20 protein-coding genes are annotated in these 19,108 nt (G+C 70.4%); 16 read left to right on the plus strand and 4 right to left on the minus strand.

From position 1 onward, the window contains the following. A partial coding sequence (locus ACFPUZ_RS12565) for an HNH endonuclease signature motif containing protein (RefSeq protein WP_377002281.1) occupies positions 1 to 879 on the plus strand: 879 nt, incomplete at its 5' end. Here ACFPUZ_RS12565 and ACFPUZ_RS12570 read toward each other — a convergent pair. The 3 genes from ACFPUZ_RS12570 to ACFPUZ_RS12580 are packed head-to-tail and all read right to left on the minus strand — an operon-like array spanning position 876 to position 5,594. Then, a complete protein-coding gene (locus ACFPUZ_RS12570) occupies positions 876 to 4,763 on the minus strand; it encodes a Pls/PosA family non-ribosomal peptide synthetase (protein ID WP_377002282.1) in 3,888 nt (1,295 codons plus the stop codon). The genes ACFPUZ_RS12565 and ACFPUZ_RS12570 overlap by 4 nt on opposite strands. Positions 4,764 to 4,768: 5 nt before the next feature. Further along, on the minus strand, positions 4,769 to 5,248 hold the full coding sequence (locus ACFPUZ_RS12575; protein WP_377002283.1) for a MarR family winged helix-turn-helix transcriptional regulator: 480 nt from the start codon (positions 5,246 to 5,248) through the stop codon (positions 4,769 to 4,771). A gap of 55 nt (positions 5,249 to 5,303) precedes the next feature. Continuing rightward, positions 5,304 to 5,594, minus strand: a complete 291-nt coding sequence (locus ACFPUZ_RS12580) for a rhodanese-like domain-containing protein (RefSeq protein ID WP_377002284.1) — start codon at positions 5,592 to 5,594, stop codon at positions 5,304 to 5,306. 24 nt (positions 5,595 to 5,618) lie between these two features. Between ACFPUZ_RS12580 and ACFPUZ_RS12585 the strand changes: the two genes are divergently transcribed. Further along, positions 5,619 to 5,978, plus strand: coding sequence for a hypothetical protein (locus ACFPUZ_RS12585; RefSeq protein WP_377002285.1), 360 nt, complete (start codon positions 5,619 to 5,621; stop codon positions 5,976 to 5,978). A 153-nt stretch (positions 5,979 to 6,131) separates the two neighbouring features. After that, the gene (locus tag ACFPUZ_RS12590) at positions 6,132 to 7,709 is read left to right on the plus strand and encodes an ABC-F family ATP-binding cassette domain-containing protein (RefSeq protein WP_377002286.1); all 1,578 of its coding nucleotides are present in this window, start codon (positions 6,132 to 6,134) and stop codon (positions 7,707 to 7,709) included. 8 nt (positions 7,710 to 7,717) lie between these two features. Here the strand turns inward: ACFPUZ_RS12590 and ACFPUZ_RS12595 are convergent, their stop codons facing one another. Further along, positions 7,718 to 8,263: an inorganic diphosphatase gene (locus tag ACFPUZ_RS12595; RefSeq protein WP_377002287.1), complete on the minus strand. Its 546-nt coding sequence runs from the start codon at positions 8,261 to 8,263 to the stop codon at positions 7,718 to 7,720. A 76-nt stretch (positions 8,264 to 8,339) separates the two neighbouring features. On the opposite strand from ACFPUZ_RS12595, the gene dacB reads away from it, so the two are divergent. The 13 genes from dacB to ACFPUZ_RS12660 all read left to right on the plus strand — a co-directional run bounded on the left by dacB (position 8,340) and on the right by ACFPUZ_RS12660 (position 18,970). After that, entirely contained in the window at positions 8,340 to 9,614 is a 1,275-nt protein-coding gene (gene dacB / locus ACFPUZ_RS12600) for a D-alanyl-D-alanine carboxypeptidase/D-alanyl-D-alanine endopeptidase (RefSeq protein WP_377002288.1), read from the plus strand. A gap of 20 nt (positions 9,615 to 9,634) precedes the next feature. After that, positions 9,635 to 10,516: a tRNA lysidine(34) synthetase TilS gene (gene tilS / locus ACFPUZ_RS12605; RefSeq protein WP_377002289.1), complete on the plus strand. Its 882-nt coding sequence runs from the start codon at positions 9,635 to 9,637 to the stop codon at positions 10,514 to 10,516. A 16-nt stretch (positions 10,517 to 10,532) separates the two neighbouring features. Continuing rightward, positions 10,533 to 11,120, plus strand: a complete 588-nt coding sequence (gene hpt, locus ACFPUZ_RS12610; protein ID WP_377002401.1) for a hypoxanthine phosphoribosyltransferase — start codon at positions 10,533 to 10,535, stop codon at positions 11,118 to 11,120. A 91-nt stretch (positions 11,121 to 11,211) separates the two neighbouring features. Then, on the plus strand, positions 11,212 to 13,551 hold the full coding sequence (gene ftsH / locus ACFPUZ_RS12615; RefSeq protein ID WP_377002290.1) for an ATP-dependent zinc metalloprotease FtsH: 2,340 nt from the start codon (positions 11,212 to 11,214) through the stop codon (positions 13,549 to 13,551). A 2-nt stretch (positions 13,552 to 13,553) separates the two neighbouring features. Further along, positions 13,554 to 14,126, plus strand: coding sequence for a GTP cyclohydrolase I FolE (gene folE, locus ACFPUZ_RS12620; protein WP_377002291.1), 573 nt, complete (start codon positions 13,554 to 13,556; stop codon positions 14,124 to 14,126). Positions 14,127 to 14,131: 5 nt separating this feature from the next. Then, complete coding sequence (gene folP, locus ACFPUZ_RS12625) at positions 14,132 to 14,980, plus strand: dihydropteroate synthase (RefSeq protein ID WP_377002292.1); 849 nt, start codon at positions 14,132 to 14,134, stop codon at positions 14,978 to 14,980. Further along, positions 14,973 to 15,368, plus strand: a complete 396-nt coding sequence (gene folB, locus ACFPUZ_RS12630; RefSeq protein ID WP_377002293.1) for a dihydroneopterin aldolase — start codon at positions 14,973 to 14,975, stop codon at positions 15,366 to 15,368. The genes folP and folB overlap by 8 nt, the downstream gene beginning before the upstream one ends. Beyond that, positions 15,368 to 15,853, plus strand: a complete 486-nt coding sequence (gene folK / locus ACFPUZ_RS12635; protein ID WP_377002294.1) for a 2-amino-4-hydroxy-6-hydroxymethyldihydropteridine diphosphokinase — start codon at positions 15,368 to 15,370, stop codon at positions 15,851 to 15,853. The genes folB and folK overlap by 1 nt, the downstream gene beginning before the upstream one ends. Next, the gene (locus ACFPUZ_RS12640) at positions 15,853 to 16,320 is read left to right on the plus strand and encodes a DUF3180 domain-containing protein (protein WP_377002295.1); all 468 of its coding nucleotides are present in this window, start codon (positions 15,853 to 15,855) and stop codon (positions 16,318 to 16,320) included. Before folK ends, ACFPUZ_RS12640 begins: the two co-directional genes overlap by 1 nt. A gap of 10 nt (positions 16,321 to 16,330) precedes the next feature. Continuing rightward, entirely contained in the window at positions 16,331 to 17,134 is an 804-nt protein-coding gene (locus ACFPUZ_RS12645) for a DUF6779 domain-containing protein (protein ID WP_377002296.1), read from the plus strand. Beyond that, on the plus strand, positions 17,134 to 17,838 hold the full coding sequence (locus ACFPUZ_RS12650; RefSeq protein WP_377002297.1) for a 6PGD fold domain-containing protein: 705 nt from the start codon (positions 17,134 to 17,136) through the stop codon (positions 17,836 to 17,838). Before ACFPUZ_RS12645 ends, ACFPUZ_RS12650 begins: the two co-directional genes overlap by 1 nt. Further along, on the plus strand, positions 17,835 to 18,638 hold the full coding sequence (locus ACFPUZ_RS12655) for a pantoate--beta-alanine ligase (RefSeq protein WP_377002298.1): 804 nt from the start codon (positions 17,835 to 17,837) through the stop codon (positions 18,636 to 18,638). The genes ACFPUZ_RS12650 and ACFPUZ_RS12655 overlap by 4 nt, the downstream gene beginning before the upstream one ends. Further along, complete coding sequence (locus ACFPUZ_RS12660) at positions 18,638 to 18,970, plus strand: hypothetical protein (protein WP_377002299.1); 333 nt, start codon at positions 18,638 to 18,640, stop codon at positions 18,968 to 18,970. Before ACFPUZ_RS12655 ends, ACFPUZ_RS12660 begins: the two co-directional genes overlap by 1 nt. Positions 18,971 to 19,108 lie beyond the last annotated feature (138 nt).

Below are 19,108 nucleotides of genomic sequence, written 5' to 3' on the forward strand. Positions count from 1 at the left end.
TCGATGACCGTGGAGGAACTGCGCGTGCAGCTGTGTGGTTTGCGCGGCACGGTCGCGGAGATCGACCGGGCCGCAGCCACCCGGGTGCGCGACCTCAACCGCACGGTCAAAGATGCCGCGGCGAAGGCCTACGGGAAACGCGCGTTGCGGGGTGGCAAGAACACCGACGGCCACGGCATGCGGACCTTCACCGTTACCCGCCCGGAACGGGAGATCGCCGCGATGCTGTCCCATCTCACACCGACGGCTTCTGCGTTGCGGGCAGCGGATAAGGGCTTGAGCCACGAGCAGGCCATGGCCGATGCCCTCTACACCCACATCATGGGCAGCACTGGGGAGGCCGCCAACCAGCCCTTGGCCCCGCATGTCGTCATGGCCGTACCCGACTACGCCAAGGTGTTGCGCCGGGAGGGGGATGACACGGTGTTCGGGCTCACTGATGGCACCACCATCACCGGTGCGGAGCTGGTGGCCCATGAGATGGCCACCCACGGGTTCGTCGGTATCTACGACCCGGTCGAAGGGCCGGTGGATCTTTACCGGGACCAACGCAGTGCAACTTTCAAGCAGCGCATGCTGCTGGCCGCGGAGACGATCCTCTGCCCGGTCCCGGGGTGTACCACGGCGGCGGATTTCTGCCAGGTGCATCACCTGGAGGCCTGGAAGGACGGCGGGGAGACCAACATCAAGAACATGTCGATGGCCTGCAAGGTGCACAACGCGCGTAACGATGATGACCCGGACGCCCCGCCCCGCAACGGCCGTTTGGAACGCCACCCGGGTGGGGTGTTGCATCATCCACCTGATGGTGGGCCACCGAGGGCCAACATCCACCCCATCCGGAAACTCTCCGCCATGGGGCTCCTCAACAACGCCTAAGTGGTGCTCCAGGGCTCAATCGGGTTGCCCTGCCACACCGTCGACGCGGGGACCTGGTCCCCGCGCATGACGAGGGAGCCGGGGGCGACGGTGGCGGCGTCGCGAAGCATCGCGGCCGGCAGGGCCACCGAGTGGGCGGCGAGCGTCGCACCGTCGGCGATGGTGACGGTGTCGAGGCTCATGACCCGGTCCTGGAAGAGGTGCGTCTGCACGACGGTGCCCGGGCCGATGCTGGCGCCGCGGCCGACGACGCACAGGTCCGTCTCCGGGAACCAGTAGGACTCGATCCACGCGCCGCGGCCGATCTTCGCGCCGAGCGCGCGCAGCGCCAGGTTGAGCTCGCCCGTACCCAGGTTCGGCACCAGGAACCACGGCCCGGCCACCGCCTCGACGAAGGCGTCCTGCAGCTCGTTGAGCCACACGAATTCGCTCCACAGCGGGTGATCGCCCGGCTTGTGCCTGCCGACGCAGAACCACTTCACCAGCACCGTGATCGCCATGGCGACCGCCCCGGCGGCCATGAGCACGACACCGCCGAGCAGCCAGGCCAGGCCGACCCCGTAGGTGATGGTCAGCCAGTACAGCGTGCCGACGACCCCCGCCAAAAGCGTCGCCGAGGTCATCGGGGCGAGCAGGCGCATCGTCTCGACGAAACCGCGGAAGAACTTCACCTTCCACCCCGGGTTGTAGGTGAGGGCCTCCCCGCCGTCGACGTCGACCTGGACGCGGCGCATCCGCTCGGGTGGGGAACCCCACCAGTTGGTGTTCGCCTTCGCCTTCTTCGGGGTGGAGGACAGCACCGCCACCAGTGAGTTCTTCGGCAGCTTGCGCCCGGGGCCGGTGATACCCGAGTTGCCCACGAAGGAACGCTTGCCCACCCGGGTCTCCCCGGTGAGCATCCAGCCGCCGCCGAGCTCGTAGCCGCCGACGAGAGTGTCGTCGGCGAGGAAGGCGCCCTCGCGGACGTCGGTGAGCTTCGGCACCATGACTGCCGTGGATACCTCGACGTTCTTGCCGATTTTCGCCCCGAGGCTCCGCAGCCACCACGGGGTGAGCTGGCCGGCGTAGAGGGGGAAGAGGTAGGTGCGGGCGTCATCCATGAGGCGCTCGGTGGTCCACAGCTGCCAGCCACGCAAGGAGCGCACCGGGTAGACGCCGGGCTGCAGGCCAGCCTGCAGGACGCGCACCCCGATCCACGTGGAGACCATGTAGAACGCGAAGGCCACCAGGCCGCCCAGGGGGGCGAACACGAGAGCCCCGAGGAGGGGGTTGCCGCCGGTGGCGTCGATAAGCAGGATGACCACGAGCGCCGCCAGGGACAGCGCGGCCAGCGGCTGCAGGCTCAGCGCCACCGAGGTCAGCCCGTAGATGGGCACCCAGCGGGAACGGCGCGGCGGATGCTCGTCCGGGAAGCGGTGCTTGGAGCGGCCCACCTTCGACGCGGGCGAGCCCGACCAGCGGGAACCGGGCTTGATGACGCGGTCGCCGGTGACGGTGGAACCGGCCTCGACGTGCGCGTCCTCACCCACGACGGTGCCCGGCAGGAGCGTGGAGCGGGAACCGACGCGCGCCTCCCGGTGCACCTCGATGGCGCCGACGCGCAGAATGTCTCCGTCGACCCAGTAGCCGGACATGTCCACCTCCGGCTCGATGGCGCAGTGGTCGCCGAGGGTGAGCAGGCCCGTGATGGGGGGCAGGGAGTGCAGATCGACGCCGCGCCCCACCTTCACACCGAGGGAGCGGGCGTAGTAGTTCACCCACGTCGCCCCCGAGATGGACTGCGAGCCGGAGGCGTCCGCCCAGCGTTCCGCCGCCCAGATGCGCAGGTGCGTGGAGCCGCCGCGGGGGTAGTTGCCCGGCCGGATACCGGCCGTGAGCAGGCGCGCCCCGAGGCCGCCGAGCGGCAGACGCCCCAGCGGAGAGCCGAAGACGAGGAGCAGGGCGGCGACGAGCCACCACGAGGTGTGCACCGCCCACTCGACGCCCGCGAGATGGGCGAGGTTGCCGCCCAGGAGGACCCAGCCGAGCCACGTCGTGGCCTGGAGGGTCATCATGGGGATCTGGATGAGCACCTGGGCCACCCGGGTGCCCGGGCCGACCGGGTGGACGACGCGGGGTTCGGTCGGGGTGGCGTCGCTCAGCGAGACGCCGGACTTGCGGGCGATATTCTCGACGGCCTCCGCCAGCGAACCGAGGCGGGGATGATCGTAGAGGTCACGGACGGCGACGGTGGGGACCTGCTCGCGGATGCGGCCGACGAGGGTGGCCGCGGCGAGAGAGGTGCCGCCGAGGGAGAAGAAGTCGGCCCCCGAATCCTGGACGGAGGTGCCCAGGACGTCGACCCACAGCTCCGCCAGCCACGTCTCGGTGGGGGTGAGGTCGGTGGCCTCGACGCCGACGCCCGGCAGCGGCCAGGGCAGCGCGGCCTTGTCGACCTTGCCGGAGGTGCGGATCGGCAGCTCCTCCATGACGCAGATGCGCGGGACGAGGGCGGCGGGCATCATCTCGGCGAGACGCTCGTGGGCGGCGTCGTGATCGAAGCCGAGTGCGGGGTCGTCGAGGGAGACGTAGCCGACGAGCACCGACTGGTTGGCGCCGGTCTTCTGCACCGCGACGGCCGAGTTGTACACGTTCGGCAGGGCGGCGACATTCGCCTCCACCTCGCCGAGCTCGATGCGGCGGCCGCCGATCTTCACCTGGTCGTCGACGCGGCCGACGAAGTAGAGCCCGTCCTCCTCGAGGCGCACGTGGTCGCCGGAACGGTAGGCGCGGGACCAGCCGACGGTGGGCAGGGGGGCGTACTTCTCGGCGTCCTTGACGGGATCGAGATAGCGGGCCAGGCCGACGCCGCCGATGACCAGCTCACCGACCTCGCCGACGGGGACCGGCTTCTCCTCCGCGTCGACGACGAGCAGGTCCCAGCCCGCCAGCGGCAGGCCGATACCCACGGGCTGGCCGGGGTGCAGCTGCGTGGCGGAGGCGACGACGGTGGCCTCGGTGGGGCCGTAGGTGTTCCACATCTCGCGGTCCTCGGTGGCCAGGCGCTCGACGAGCTCTTGGGAGCAGGCCTCGCCGCCGACGATGAGCAGGCGGATGTTGTCGAGGGCCTCGGCGGGCCACAGACCTGCCAAGGTGGGGACGGTGGAGACGACCGTGATGTCGCGGCGGATGAGCCACGGGCCCAGGTCCATGCCGGAGCGCACGAGGGAACGGGGGGCGGGCACGAGGCAGGCGCCGTGGCGCCAGGCCAGCCACATCTCCTCACACGACGCGTCGAAGGCGACGGACAGCCCCGCCAGCACCCGGTCCTCCGGGCCGAGCGGCCCGCCGGGGGAGTCGACGAGGAACATCTGTGCCTCCGCGTCGACGAAGGCGGCGGCCGAACGGTGGGAGACGGCCACACCCTTCGGCTTGCCGGTGGAGCCGGAGGTGAAGATGATCCAGGCGGTGTCGTCGAGGCGGGGGCGGTGCTTGTCGCCGCCCGCGCGCGGGGAGAGCATGCGGAAGCCCTCGTCGGTGAACACCCCGTTGATCGCGCCCTCGGAGAACACCATCTCGGCGCGCTCCTCCGGGTCGTCGGCGTCGACGGGGACGTAGGCGGCGCCGGCGGCGATGGTGGCGAGGATGGCCACGTACAGGTCGCGGGAACCGGAGGTCATGCGGATGCCGATGCGGTCGCCGCGGCGGATGCCGTTGGCGTGCAGCTCGCGGGCGAGGGTGTGGACCTCGTCCATGAGCTCGGAGTAGGTGAGGATCTCACCGTCGTCGATGGCGGCGGCCTCCGGGTGGGCGGCGGCCGTGGCGGCGAGGATGTCGTAGAGGGTGCGCTTGGGCGGGGCGTCGCCGGCGCGGAGGAACTGGCGGGGAACCTGGTGCAGGGACACGGGCCTCAGGCTCCCTGGGCATTGTCGGGGACGGCCACGAGGACGGCCCGGGTCAGTTTGCGCAGGTGCTTGAGCTGCTTGCCGGTCGATTCGTCGAGGGCGGCGGATTCCGCGTCGCTCACCAGGGTGGCCAGTTCGGCCTGCGCCTTGGTGCCCTTCTTCGTCGTGGTGACGATCTGGCGGCGGCGGTCCTTCGGGTCCCGCTCGCGCCGGGCCCAGCCCTGCGCCTCGAGGCCGTCGATGAGGCGGACCATGTCGGAGGCGTCGATGGCGAGGATGTCGGACAGCGCCGACTGGGAGGAGGCGTCGCGGTCGACGAGGCAGGTGAGGACCCAGTAGCCGCGCATGGTGGTGCCTCGGGTGGCCAGGGCGGCCTCGACCTCGTCGCGCGTGCGTCGACGGAGGCGTTCCAGCTGGAAGCTGGGGGATTCGAGGAGTGACTCGGGGACCCCGGCCGTCGTGGGGGAATCAACTGATGGTGGCATGCCACCGATGGTACTCCGCCTACGGTGGCATCGTTAAATCATGGGGCGTGTCCCACTATTCGGTGGGAAGTCCCTGCGCAACCCACTCCAGGGTGCCGCCCTCGACGTTGATGGCCGCGATGTCGTGGTTTTCCTGAAGGAACTCGCATGCCCGGCCGGAGCGCCCGCCGGAGCGGCAGATGAGGTAGATGTCGCGGTCCGTGTCGAGCTCCCCGACGCGCCCCGCGAACTCCGACAACGGAATGAGCGTGGCGCCGGCGGCATGGACCTCGGAGAATTCCTCGGCCTCGCGGACGTCGATAAGCTGGGCGTCGGCGGGAACCTGGGTGACATTGACGGATTTCATGCCTCCGAGACTACCGTCATCGTCATGGACACCCGCCGTCTCACCGGTCTCATCGCGCTCCGCCTGTGGGCCGTCGTGCTCGTCGTCGGCGCCGCGGCCGCCGGCCTCCTGTGGCTCGGGGTCGGCTTCGGCATGGCGCTGGCCACCATCGCGGTGCTCTCGGCGCCCATCGCGCTGGTCGCAAGCGTGGCCTTCGCTTGTCGACGCCCCGCTCCCACCCTCCCCCGCTGGCTCACCTGGCTGGGCGGTACCGCCTCCCTCCTGGGGTTCGGGTGGCTGCTGCTGTCCCCGGGAGAGGTACCGGCGATCCTCACCTTGGCGGTCGGGGTGTGGTTGCTGGTCGTGGGGATCATCTCCGGGGTGGCCGTCGGGAAGCTGTGCTGAGGTCTGATGTGTTAACGTTCCCGTCGTACATGTACCCGAGGAAGGGAGAGGCCGTGCTCTTTCGCGACCGTTCGCCGCATATCCGCGCGTTGACGTCGTAGCACCCCTCCCGGGGCTCCGTCAGCGCACCGCTGAACCTCGCAGGAGCCCCACATGTCACACCCCATCACCTTGTCCGGCGTCACTGTCGCCTGGCCGGACGGTTCCCCCGTCCTCGACCGCAGCGACGCCGTGTTCTCCACCGGCCGCACCGGACTCATCGGCGACAACGGGACCGGCAAAACCACAATCCTCCGTCTCCTCGCCGGGGAGCTCGCGCCGACCACCGGCACCCTCACCCGTACCGGTGACGTCGCGTACCTCCCCCAGCAGCTCACTCTGCGCTCCGGGATGAGTGTCGCGGGTCTGCTCGGCATCCGGAGTCGGCTCGCGGCGCTCGACGCCATCGAGGCCGGCGACCCGGACCCCCGGCACTTCAGCCTCATCGGCGACGACTGGGACATCGAGGCCCGCTCGCGCGCGCTTCTCGACGCCACCGGCCTGACCACCGTCGGCCTCGACCGCCCCGTCGAGACCCTCTCCGGCGGCGAGGCGGTGCTCACCGCACTCATCGGCATCCAGCTGGCAGACACCTCCATCGCGCTTCTCGACGAACCGACCAACAACCTCGACCGACAGTCGCGCGCCCGCCTCCGTGATCTCGTCGCGGGGTGGCGGGGGACACTCGTCGTCGTCAGTCATGACGTCGAACTCCTGGAACTCATGGACTCCACCGTGGAACTCCGCGACCGTCGGCTCACCGCCTACGGCGGGCCCTACAGTCTCTACCGTGAGCAGCTGGCGCGGGAACAGGCCGCCGCCGAGCAGGCGGTGCGTACCGCCGAACAGACCCTCAAGGTGGAGAAGCGGCAGCGCATCGAGGCCGAGACCATGCTGGCGCGCCGGCGTTCCTACGCCAAGACGGACTACCTCAACAAGCGACGCCCGAAGATCATCATGAATCTGCGGAAGGCGGAGGCGCAGGTGTCCGCCGGAAAGCTGCGCGATGACCTGGGCAAGGCCGTCGACGCCGCGGAGTGCACACTCCGTGAGCAGGAGTCACGGGTCCGGAGGGAGTCCCACATCCGCATCGACCTGCCCGATCCCGAGGTGCCCGCCGGACGCCGTCTCCTCGAACTTGTCGACGCCCACGGCACCGCCCACATCATGCAGGGCCCGGAAAGGCTGGCCCTCACCGGGCGCAACGGTGCGGGCAAGACCCGCCTGCTGGAGACGCTGTTTCATGATGCGGACACCTACCCACGGCTGTTCGCCCACACCGGGCGCATCGGCTATCTCCCGCAGCGGCTCGATCATCTCGACGACGGGCAGGAGGTTGTCGAGAGCATCCGCGCGGCCGCCCCGGCCGCCGACCCCCAGCAGGTGCGCGCCAACCTCGCGCGCTTCCTGTTCACCGGGGATGACATCCACCGCCGGGTGGGCGACCTCTCCGGTGGGGAACGTTTCCGGGTGGCACTGGCCCGCCTCCTGCTGGCGGAGCCCACGCACCAACTGCTGCTTCTCGACGAACCCACCAACAACCTCGACCTCAACAGCATCGACGAGGTCGTCAGCGCCCTGTCGAACTACCACGGGGGGCTGGTCGTCATCAGTCACGATGAGGCCTTCCTCGGTCGGCTGGAGATCGACACCCGCCTGGAGCTGCAGGAGGGTCTGTTGACCCGGAGCTGAAGCCGCCCCTAGAGCTGCTGCTCGACCTCGTTCTCCGCGTCCTTCTCCGCCTCGAGGCCCTCGCGGGAGTTGTCGCCGACAGCCTTGTAGCGGTCGATGGACTCCTGGAGGATGCGCTCGGCCTCCTCGCGGGAACCCCAACCGGAGCCGGTGACCTCCTTGTTCGGCTCGAGGTCCTTGTAGTGGACGAAGAAGTGCTCGATCTCGTCGCGGGTGAACTCGGAGATGTCGTCGAGCTCCTGGAAGCTGTCGAAGCGCGGGTCGTCGATGACGCAGAGCAGCTTGTCGTCGCCGCCGGCCTCATCGGTCATCTTGAACACGCCGACGATGCGGGCCATGACGACCACGCCCGGGAACACCGGCTCCGGCATGATGACGAGGGCGTCCATCGGGTCGCCGTCCTCGCCGAGGGTGTGCTCGATGAAGCCGTAGTCCGCCGGGTACGCCATCGGGGTGAACAGGTAGCGGTCGAGGAAGACGCGGCCGGTCTCGTGGTCGACCTCGTACTTGTTGCGCGAACCCTTCGGGATCTCGATGATGACTTCAACGCCCATGCGTCAGACTCCTTGTTGCAGTTTCGGGGGATTGCAGATCATCCTAGCCGCCGGGCCGCGGGTTAGGCTGTACGGGATGAGTGGAAAGAAGTTGTGGTGGACGGCGACCGCCGGAGTGACGGCCCTGGCGGTGGCGGGGGTCGCGGGTTTCGCCGTGGTGGCCGACCGGCACTACGGAGATCTCACCCACGACCCGGCCTTTGTCGCGGAGGCGCCCGCGCCGCTGCTCGAGGCCGCTACCGCCGCGTCCGTCGATAATGCGGTCCTGGGCGCGCGGCTGAGAGAGCTGGCGGGGGATCCGGCACTCGGGACGGTCCACGGGCGGGTCACCGACACCGTCACGGGCGAGACCGTGTGGGAGCAGGCCTCGGGGGAGGCGTTGCAGCCGGCGTCGGCGACGAAGATCCTCACCGCGGCCGCCGCGATCCTCGAGCTTGGCCCCGATGACACGCTGGTCACCGAGGTCGTCGAGGGCAGCGCGCCGGGCGCGGTGGTCATCCGCGCGGTGGGGGACGTGTGGCTGACGGACAAGCAGCTGGATGAACTGGCGGCCCGGGTGGGCGCGGCGGAGCAGGTGATCATCGACACCTCGGTGTGGAGCGGGGAGCCCTTCATGCCGGGCTGGGATGCCGCGGACGTCGACGCCGGTTACATCGCCCCGCTCGAGCCCGCCATGCTCTACGGCGCGCGGCTCGGGGCGACGAGTGGCGATGTGCCGCGCTCGCACACCCCGGCGCTGGATGTCGCTCGTGCCCTGGCGGAGCGGGTCGGGGCGGCGACGGTCGGGCTGGGGCCCGCGCCCAGCGACGCCCGCGTGCTGGCGTCGGTGGAGTCGCCACTGCTCACCGAGCGCCTCGAGGCCATGATGAAGGACTCCGACAACGTCATGGCGGAGGCCATCGGCCATGAGCTGGCCGTCCACCGCGGCCTGCCGGGTTCCGCCTCGGCCGCCACGCAGGCCACCCTCGACGTGCTCACCGCGCACGGTTTCGATATCTCAGGGGTCACGCTGGCGGACAATTCCGGCCTGTCGGTGCACAATCTCATCCCGCCGCGCCTGCTCGACGACGTGCTTCTCGACGCCGCCACCCGCCCCCCGCTCCGCCCCCTCCTGGCGACCCTGCCTGTGGCGGGGGCCTCCGGCACTCTCACGGAGCGCTACGGGGAACTGCCGGGACGCGGCTGGGTGCGCGCCAAGACGGGCACGCTCACGGGTACCTCGGCGCTGGCGGGTGTGGTCACCGCGGAGTCCGGGCGGGTCTACTCCTTCGCGCTGCTGGTCAACGGGGCGGAGATCGAGGGCGCCCGGGCCGCGCTCGACGGGTTCACCTCGGCGATCCGGGATTCCTGACCGGCGATAGCATCAACCGCATGGACCCCTTCTGGCCCCGGCGTAGCCCGCACTTCCTCGCCTGCCGCCGCGCCGTGCGTCCCTTCCTCATCCCGGGCCCAGTGACCATCGGACTGTCGGGGGGCGCTGATTCCCTGGCGCTGCTGGCGGCGGCGCGGGCGGAAGGCCAGGAGGTGCAGGCGGTCATCGTGGACCATCAGTTGCAGGCGGGCTCAGCGGAGGTCGCCGCCCGGGCCGCCGCGCAGGCCGCGCACCTCGGCGCCCCGGCCACCATCACCCGGGTCGACGTCCCCGCCGGCAACCTCGAGGCCGCCGCCCGGGAGGCCCGCTACCGGGCGCTGTGCGCCCCCGGCCGACCCGTCTGGGTGGCGCACACCCGCGACGACCAGGCCGAGACCCTGCTGCTCCAGGCCTTGCGCGGCAACCCGGGCGGGATGGCACCGCGGTCAGGCGACATCGTCCGGCCCTTCCTCAGTATTCGCCGCCACGACACCGAGCAGGCCTGCGCGGAGCTGGGCCTCGAACCCTGGCACGACCCCCACAACGAGGACGCAGACTTCCAGCGTGTCGCCCTGCGCCGGGTGCTCCGGGGGCTGCACGGCGACCCGGTCGAACCCCTGGCGCAGACCGCCGAGCGGATCGCCGCCGACAACGCCCTGCTCACGGAGCTGGCGGGCCCGCCGACCGATGACTGCGCGGAACTCGCGGCACAACCCGGGCCGCTGCGCCGCAGGCGCATTGCGGCGTGGCTGATTGAGCGGGGGGTGGGGCCGACGCGGGCGTCGATAAGCATGATCGAGGACATGTGCACCACCTGGCACGGGCAGGGGGCCGTGCGCGTGGGAAGAGGGTTGGAAGTCAGGCGCGTAGGTGGCAGACTGGCTCTATCCGAGGAGGCCTAGGAAAGGTGTCATGAGCGTGCACGACCACAAGGATCACAACGTACCGGCGAGCTGTTACGGCGAGGACGTGGAGGCGGTGCTCATCAGCGAGGAGCAGCTGGCCGCCCGCATCCGGGAACTGGCCGACAAGGTGTCCGCGACCTACCGCGACGCCGATGATGAGCTGATCCTCGTGTGCGTGCTCAAGGGCGCGGTGTTCTTCCTCACCGACTTCACCCGCGCGCTGTCCATCCCTTCGCAGATGGAGTTCATGGCGGTGTCGTCCTACGGCAATTCGACGACGAGTTCGGGCGTGGTGCGCATCCTCAAGGATCTGGACCGTGAGATCGAGGGCCGCGACGTGCTCATCGTCGAGGACATCATCGATTCGGGGCTCACCCTGTCGTGGCTCATGCGCAACCTCCGGGCCCGCAACCCGCGCTCCCTCGAGGTGATCACCCTGCTGCGCAAGCCCGAGGTGGTCAAGGCGGAGATGGAGCTTTTCGACGTCGGTTTCGACATCCCCAACGAGTTCGTCATCGGTTACGGCCTCGACTACGCCGAGCGCTACCGCGACCTGCCCTTCGTGGGCACGCTGCATCCGCGCGTCTACTCCGGGGAGTAACGGGAACAACTCCCGGCGCTGCGGCGTTGAGCAGGAAGAACTTGGGACGAAGACGAAAGGCACCGGTCGCGCTGCCCTGCGGCCTTAATACATGAGCAACAAGAGAATTCTCCAGATCGGCCTGATCTCCGCGATCGCGCTGGTCACCATCTTCGTATTCAGCCTGCTCACCGACGACACGCGCGGTTTCCAGCGGGTGGACACCTCCGTGGCCATGACGCAGCTGCACGAGCGCAACGCCAAGGTGGTGCAGATCGACGACCGCGAACAGCGGATCCGCATCGAGCTGCGCGAACCCATCACCTATGAGGAGCTCGAGGGCGTCGAGGAGATTATCGCCCAGTACCCCGCGCGCACCTCCCCGCAGCTTTTCGACGCCGTGCAGGCCGCCGAGCCCGACGAGTACAACACGCGGGTGACGCAGGACAGCTTCCTCATGAGCATGCTGGGCTTCCTGCTGCCCATGCTGCTGCTGTTCGGCCTGCTCTTCTTCTTCCTCACCCGCATGCAGGGCGGCGGCGGACTCTTCGGCTTCGGCGGTTCCAAGCACAAGGAACTGACCAAGGACATGCCGAAGAACACGTTCGCGGATGTCGCGGGCGCGGATGAGGCGGTCAGTGAGCTGGAGGAGATCAAGGATTTCCTCCAGGATCCCACCCGCTACCACGCCCTCGGCGCGAAGATCCCGCGCGGCGTCCTGCTCTACGGCCCGCCCGGCACGGGTAAGACCCTCCTGGCGCGCGCGGTGGCGGGAGAGGCCGGGGTGCCCTTCTACTCCATCTCCGGCTCCGACTTCGTGGAGATGTTCGTCGGCGTCGGCGCCTCGCGCGTGCGTGACCTGTTCAAGCAGGCGAAGGAGAACAGCCCCTGCATCATCTTCGTCGACGAGATCGACGCGGTCGGCCGCCAGCGCGGTTCCGGCATGGGCGGCGGGCACGACGAGCGGGAGCAGACCCTCAACCAGCTGCTGGTGGAGATGGACGGCTTCGGGGACCGCGAGGGTGTCATCCTCATGGCGGCCACCAACCGCCCCGACATCCTCGATCCGGCGCTGCTGCGCCCGGGTCGTTTCGACCGGCAGATCCCCGTGACGGCCCCGGACCTCAAGGGCCGCGAGCGCATCCTCGAGGTCCACGCGAAGGGCAAGCCGCTGGGCCCCGACGCGGATCTCAAGGCGCTGGCCAAGCGCACCGCCGGCATGTCCGGCGCGGACCTGGCCAACGTGCTCAACGAGGCCGCCCTGCTCACCGCGCGTGTCGGCGGCAATGTCATCACCGCCGACGCCCTCGAGGAGGCGACGGACCGCGTCATCGGCGGCCCGCGTCGCGAGGGCAAGATCATCTCCGAGAAGGAGAAGAAGGTCACCGCCTACCACGAGGGCGGGCACACGCTCGCCGCGTGGGCGCTCAAGGACATCGAGCGCGTGTACAAGGTCACCATCCTCGCCCGCGGCCGCACCGGCGGGCACGCCATGACGGCGCAGGAGGACGACAAGGGCATGTACAACCGCGACGAGCTCTTCGCCCGCCTCGTCTTCGCCATGGGCGGCCGCGCCGCCGAGGAGCTCGTCTTCGGCGAGCAGACCACCGGCGCCTCCGCCGACATCGAGCAGGCCACCAAGATCGCCCGCGCGATGATCACCGAGTACGGCATGTCGCCCACCCTCGGCATGGTCAAGTACGGCGAGGAGCAGGGCGATCCCTTCTCCGGCCGCCCCGGCGGCGGCTCGCTCGCCGTCTCCCCGGCCGTCGCCGCCAAGATCGACGACGAGGTCCACCTGCTTCTCGACGCCGCGCACCGCCAGGCCTACGACATCCTCGCCCGCTACCGCGATCACCTGGACACCCTGGCCGAGAAGCTCCTGGAGAAGGAGACCCTGCGCCGCCCGGATCTGGAGGTCCTCTTCGAGGGCATCGAGCCCATGGACGCGCCCGACATCTTCCCGCACGCCGAGAACCGCTATCCGCAGCAGGCGGGCCGCGAGCCGGTGAAGACCCCGGTCGAGCTGGCCATCGAGCGCGGCGAGGAGCCGCCGAAGCGCTTCTCGCTGCTCGAGGCCTCCCAGCAGGCCCGCGCCAAGCGCCAGGCCGAGCTGGCCGCGCAGGCCCCGCCTGCCGAGGACACCGGCAAGCACCGCGCCCCGGAGCCCGCCGCCCGCTACGGGGGCACCCCGCCGCCGGCGGACTGGAGCGCGCCGGGCTGGCCGCCGCAGGACAATCCCTACGCCTCCCCCGGAGAGCACCCCGGGATGAAGAACTACGGTCCGGCCACCGCAGGCGCCGACGCCGAGGCCGATACCGCCGTCATTGGTTTCCGCCTGCCGGACCATGAGAAGCCGGAGCATGACGCGGAGGCCGCGGAACGGCAGCCCGAACAGCGCCCGGAGTCCGCAGCTGCGGACGTCGCCGACCCGGACCACCCCAAGGAGTAGACATGACCAGCACTTTCGATCAGGAGCGGGCCGAGGCCGCGGTCCGGGAACTGCTCATCGCCGTCGGCGAGGACCCGGAGCGCGAGGGCCTGCGGGACACCCCGGCGCGCGTCGCGCGGGCCTACAAGGAGGTGTTCGCGGGGCTGCACTCCGACCCCACGGACGTGCTCGAGCGGACCTTCGCGGAGGATCACCAGGAGCTGGTGCTGGTGCGGGACATCCCCATCTACTCCACGTGCGAGCATCACCTGGTGCCCTTCTACGGTAAGGCCCACATCGGGTACATCCCGGGGAAGAACGGGCACGTCACCGGGCTGTCGAAGCTGGCCCGCCTGGCGGACATGTACGCCAAGCGGCCGCAGGTGCAGGAGCGCCTCACCTCGCAGATCGCCGACGCGCTGGTGGACAAGCTGGGGGCGCAGGCCGTCATCGTGGTCATCGAGTGCGAGCACCTGTGCATGGCCATGCGGGGGATCCGGAAGCCGGGCTCCACGACGACGACGTCCGCGGTGCGCGGCGGATTCAAGACCTCCGCGGCCTCCCGCGCCGAGGTGCTCTCCCTGATCAGGGGTTAAGGGTCATGCGGGTCGCAGATCTCACGGTGCCGGGCCGGTGCCTGGTCATGGGCATCGTCAACGTCACGGAGGACTCCTTCTCCGACGGCGGGCGCTGGCTGGACATCGACGCCGCCATCGCCCACGGCCGCGCGCTGGTGGAGCAGGGCGCGGACATGATCGACGTCGGCGGTGAGTCCACCCGCCCCGGCGCGACGCGTGTCGACGCCGCCGTCGAGGCCGCCCGCGTCGCCCCCGTCATCGCGGCCCTCGCCGAGGAGGGCATCCCCACCTCGGTGGACACCATGCGCGCCTCCGTGGCGGCCGCCGCCGCCGAGGCCGGGGTGCACATGATCAACGACGTCTCCGGCGGCCTCGCCGACCCGGAGATGTACCGCGTCATGGCGGACGCGGACCTGCCGGTGTGCCTCATGCACTGGCGCACCGTGCAGTTCGGCGACGCCGCCGGGCAGGCCGACCACGGCGGGGATGTCGTCGCCGACGTGCGCGACACCCTCGCCCGGCTGGTGGACAACGCCCTGGCCGCGGGCGTGGCGCGCGACAGCATCGTGCTGGACCCGGGGCTGGGCTTCGCCAAGTCCCGCGAGGACAACTGGGCGCTGCTGCATCACCTGCCCGAGTTTCTCGCCGGGGAGTTCCCGGTGCTGGTCGGCGCCTCGCGGAAGCGTTTCCTCTCGGCGGTGCGCGCCGAGCGCGGCCTCGAGGGCGTGCCCGCGGATTCCGATCCCGCCACCGCCGCCGTCACCGCCATCTCGGCGCAGATGGGGGCGTGGGGCGTGCGGGTGCACAACGTGCCGGTCTCGCGTGACGCCGTCGATGTCGCCGCCCTGTGGAACGGAGGCGACCGTGGCTGACCGCATCGAACTGACGGGCCTCGAGTGTTTCGGGTACCACGGCGTCTTCCCCGAGGAGAAGCGCGACGGGCAGCGTTTCATCGTCGACATCACCTGCTGGTTGGAGATCGGCCCGGCGGCCGCGGGCGATGACCTGCACCTCACCGTCAACTACGCGGAGCTGGCGCAGCTGGCCGTCGACGTGGTCGAGGGGGAGCCGCGGGATCTCATCGAGACGGTGGCCGTGGAGATCGCCGAGGGCGCCATGGCCGGCTTCGACCTGCTCCACGCGGTCGAGGTGACCATCCACAAGCCCGAGGCGCCCATCCCGCACGCCTTCGCGGACGTGGCTGTCGTGGCGCGGCGCTCGCGGCGCCAGCGCGGCGAAGCCCAGTTCAGGAACGCCTGATGCGCGCCGTCCTGTCGATCGGCTCCAACATGGACGACCGCCGGGCGCTGCTGCGCCGGGTCCACGCTGAGTTCGCCGCGGAGATGGTTGCTGCCAGCCCCGTCTACTCCACCCCGCCGTGGGGGGTGACCGACCAGGACGAGTTCCTCAACGCCGTGCTCATCGTCGAGGTCGACCAGACCCCGTTGGAGCTGCTGCGCCGCGGGCAACGACTGGAGGAGGAGGCGGAGCGCGTGCGGGTGCGGCGTTGGGGGCCGCGCACCCTCGACGTCGACGTCGTCACCGTCTTCGACCCGGAGGAGGTGAGCTCCGCCGACCCGGTGCTCACCCTCCCGCACCCGCGCGCCCACGAGCGAGCCTTCGTGCTCGTCCCGTGGCTGGCGGCGGACCCGGAGGCGCGCCTGCAGGGGCGGCCGGTCGGGGAGCTGCTCGCGCAGCTCGACCCGGCGGAGGTCGCCGACATCGTGGAAGTGGGGGAGCTGTAGTGCAGCGGACCTCTCTGGCCGCCCTGGTCGCCGCCGGAGGCGTCACGGCGGCGCTGGCGGCCCTTCTGACATGGCGTTTCTACGGATCGATGACGTCGATCCCCGTGTCCGTCTCCCTCACCCTGTGGGTGTTGGCCGCCGTGTGCGTGGGGCTGGCCTGGCGGGTGCGCGACCGCCTGGGTGACGGCGGGATCGGCCAGGACCGTTCCCAGCTCAATCCGGTGACGGCGGCGCAGTTCCTCGTCGTGGGCAAGGCCGCGGCGTGGACCGGGACGATCATCGGCGGCGCCTACCTCGGCATGGCCACCTACATCGTCCCGCGGGCCGGCGACCTCATCGCCGCCGCCGACGATCTGCCCGGGGTCCTCGCCTCGGCGCTCGGGGGCCTGGCCGCCGCGGCCGCGGGCGTGTACCTGGAACGACACTGTGAGACACCGCCGCCCGCTGACGGGGAAGTCGCGGGTTAGAGTGGAACACATGACTGAGGAGCAAGGTGGTGTGGACCGCGGCCAGGTGATGCTGGTCGTCCTGATCGCACTCGCGTTCATCGCGAGCATCGTCATGCTGTTCACGGACAGCGACGGCGCCCTGAAACTGGCGCTGCTCGCCGCGCTGTGGGCGGCCATCATCGGGTCCTTCCTGGTGTTCCGTTACCGGCGGGACGCGGAATCCGCCCGCCGCGAACTCGCCCACAACACCCGGCTGCACGATGCCGAGCTGGCCCGCGCCGAAGCCGAGCGCGAGGCCCGCCTCGAGGCTCGGGAGCTGCGCGAGGTGCAGCGCACGCGGGACACGGCTGTTCTCGAGGACATCCAGCGGGAGCTGGCGGGCATCCGCACCCAGCTGGAGAACCTCGCCGGGCGCGAATTCGAGTACGAGCCCGCCGCCCTGCGCGCCGAGGCCCACCGCATCCGCGAGCTGGAGAGCGTCACCCTCGACGACGCCGTCGAATCGGACGTTCCGGAGCCCGAGCCGGCCCAGTCCTTCGGCGCCCCCTCCCCGGAGGCCGTCGCCGGCCGCCTCGGCCAGCAGCCCTCCCGCCCGCAGTCCAACCCGCTGGCGGATCTCATCCGGGAGAAGCAGGTCGCCGAGACCCGTGTCTTCGACACCGGTTCCTTCCAGGCCGTGTCGTGGGAGCAGGGCGGGGATCCGGTTGTCGTCGAGAAGCAGGAGCCGGAGCCGGAGACGGAACGCCGGGGACGGCGGCGTCGCGACGAGAACACCGGGGGACTCTCCGTCGCGGAGCTCCTCGCCCGGGCCCGCGCGAACCGGGAGGAGTGATGCGCGCCCCGCGGATGCGGGTGGGCGTGTACGGCGATTCGCGCACCTCCTCCCTGCCTGACCTGCTGTCCACCGCCGGCCACGACGTCAGCTACATGGACTACGACCCCAGCCCGCCCCCCGTCGAGGAGCTCGACCTCGTCGTCCTCGAGGTGCGCGACACCCTGCTGGAATCCGCCGTGGAGCGACTCGCGGAGCGCGCGCGGCGGGGGCAGATCTTCATCCACACCTCCCTGCAGCACGGGGTCATCGTCATGGATCCCCTGGAGGTCACCGGCGCGGTCGTCATCGCGATGGGTGAACTCAGCCCCACCCGCTGGGCCGTGACCACCGCCGACGAGCTCGGTGACACGATCGCGGAGCTGCTGCTCGGCGAGGTGGGGGCCAGCGGCGTGCCGTGCGCCGATGAGGAGCGCCTCCGCCTGGCGGCCGCCATCACCTACGTCGAGGCCGTGCACTCGCTGCGTCGCGACGCGATGCGCCTGCTCGGCGACGCAGTCGGGGACATCCAGGAGGCCGACGACATCGTCTCCGCGCGCGGCACCCTCGCGCGGCTGCCCGACGCCGCGCACCTGCGCGCCCAGTGGCAGGCCATCGACAACCCCGGCCAGGCGCGCGCCTTCCGCCAGGTCCTGCGCCGCGTCGCCGAGACCCAGCACAACCAGGACGTCGAACTGTGGGCCATCCAAGAGGAGAAACTGTGAGCTTCGAACCAGGTCAGGCCCGGGAATTCGGGCTGACGGAGGTGGGCGTGCTCGCCCGCGCCATGCGCCGTACCGGCCGCCCCGTCGTGCTCGTGCCCCTCGGGGTCGGCCTCCACGGCGGCCACGCCGCGCTCATCCGCGCCGCCCGGCGCCTCCCGCGGGCGGTGGTCATCGTGGCCTTCGCCGGCTCCGACCCCTCATTGCTTATCGACGAAAAAGTCGACGCCATCTGCACCTACACCCAGGACGACCTGTGGCCCCGCGGCCTGCGCACCCTCGTCCACCCCGTCGACCACCACCTCGAATCCGTCGACTCCGTGGCCATGCAGCTCACCCTCGAGCTGACCCTCATCAACGCGGTCGGCCCCTCCGACGTCGTCGTCGGGGAGAAGGACTACGAGCAGATGCGGGCCCTCCAGGCCGCCCTCACCGATCTCCACCTGCCGGTGAAGCTGCACGGTGTGCCCACCGTCCGCACCCCCGACGGTCTGGCCCTGTCCCTGCGCAACGCCCACGTGGAGGAGTCCGCCCGCGAACAGGCCCTCGCGATGTCCGCCGCCCTCACCGCCGGGGCGCACGCCGCCGAACACGGTGCCGAGGCAGTGCTGTCCGTGGCGCGCAGCGTCCTCGAGGACGCGGGTATCGACGTCGACTACCTCGAGATCCGCGGCCTCGACCTCGGCGACGCCCCCGCGCAGGGGGACGCACGGCTGCTCGTCTCCGCCGTGATCGGTGGCGTCCGCCTCACCGACAACGTCGGTCTGCCGCTGGGCATCGGCTTCCGCAACATCGAGGGCTGATGCTGACCTGGCTGACCGGGGTGACGCTGGTGGTCACGGTCCTTGCAATGTGGGGCGACTGGTGGTGGCTCTTCGGGGCGGGTTGCGTGGGCCTGCTCGGGCTTTTCATCCGGTGGGTCACGAGCTTCGGGAATCAGGGATGGCAAGCCGTAGTGGTGCTCGTCGGCACCGGGATGGTCTTGTCGCTCGTGGGTACCTGGTGGACGCGCAGCTTCCCCGAAGGAACTATCTTCCATCCCGTCATCTTTTCCCACCTTCTGGCTCTGATCTACACGGGCCTCGGCGTCTCGCTCGCGGTGTGGCGGTGGGGGCGCGGCGTCGAGAAGCAATAGAAGACGCCGGGAGACCCTAGTCCGAGTAAAGGATTGAGGGCTTCCCGGCGTGGTGCTCCTACCGGAGCGTTCCAGCGAAGGAACGAACATCAGCCATGTCCCGCCCCAGGGGAAGATCGCTCCGGAACCTGACCGCAG

The organism is Corynebacterium nasicanis, from assembly GCF_042658165.1.
GTDB classification, from domain to species: Bacteria; Actinomycetota; Actinomycetes; order Mycobacteriales; family Mycobacteriaceae; genus Corynebacterium; species Corynebacterium nasicanis.

What these genes read in the sequence shown, in the direction of transcription:
- ACFPUZ_RS12575 (WP_377002283.1), bottom strand. Translation starts at nt 5,248, where the DNA reads ATGCCACCATCAGTTGATTCCCCCACGACGGCCGGGGTCCCCGAGTCA.
- ACFPUZ_RS12580 (WP_377002284.1), bottom strand. Translation starts at nt 5,594, where the DNA reads ATGAAATCCGTCAATGTCACCCAGGTTCCCGCCGACGCCCAGCTTATC.
- ACFPUZ_RS12585 (WP_377002285.1), top strand. Translation starts at nt 5,619, where the DNA reads ATGGACACCCGCCGTCTCACCGGTCTCATCGCGCTCCGCCTGTGGGCC.
- ACFPUZ_RS12590 (WP_377002286.1), top strand. Translation starts at nt 6,132, where the DNA reads ATGTCACACCCCATCACCTTGTCCGGCGTCACTGTCGCCTGGCCGGAC.
- ACFPUZ_RS12595 (WP_377002287.1), bottom strand. Translation starts at nt 8,263, where the DNA reads ATGGGCGTTGAAGTCATCATCGAGATCCCGAAGGGTTCGCGCAACAAG.
- dacB (WP_377002288.1), top strand. Translation starts at nt 8,340, where the DNA reads ATGAGTGGAAAGAAGTTGTGGTGGACGGCGACCGCCGGAGTGACGGCC.
- tilS (WP_377002289.1), top strand. Translation starts at nt 9,635, where the DNA reads ATGGACCCCTTCTGGCCCCGGCGTAGCCCGCACTTCCTCGCCTGCCGC.
- ftsH (WP_377002290.1), top strand. Translation starts at nt 11,212, where the DNA reads ATGAGCAACAAGAGAATTCTCCAGATCGGCCTGATCTCCGCGATCGCG.
- folE (WP_377002291.1), top strand. Translation starts at nt 13,554, where the DNA reads ATGACCAGCACTTTCGATCAGGAGCGGGCCGAGGCCGCGGTCCGGGAA.
- folP (WP_377002292.1), top strand. Translation starts at nt 14,132, where the DNA reads ATGCGGGTCGCAGATCTCACGGTGCCGGGCCGGTGCCTGGTCATGGGC.
- folK (WP_377002294.1), top strand. Translation starts at nt 15,368, where the DNA reads ATGCGCGCCGTCCTGTCGATCGGCTCCAACATGGACGACCGCCGGGCG.
- ACFPUZ_RS12645 (WP_377002296.1), top strand. Translation starts at nt 16,331, where the DNA reads ATGACTGAGGAGCAAGGTGGTGTGGACCGCGGCCAGGTGATGCTGGTC.
- ACFPUZ_RS12650 (WP_377002297.1), top strand. Translation starts at nt 17,134, where the DNA reads ATGCGCGCCCCGCGGATGCGGGTGGGCGTGTACGGCGATTCGCGCACC.
- ACFPUZ_RS12660 (WP_377002299.1), top strand. Translation starts at nt 18,638, where the DNA reads ATGCTGACCTGGCTGACCGGGGTGACGCTGGTGGTCACGGTCCTTGCA.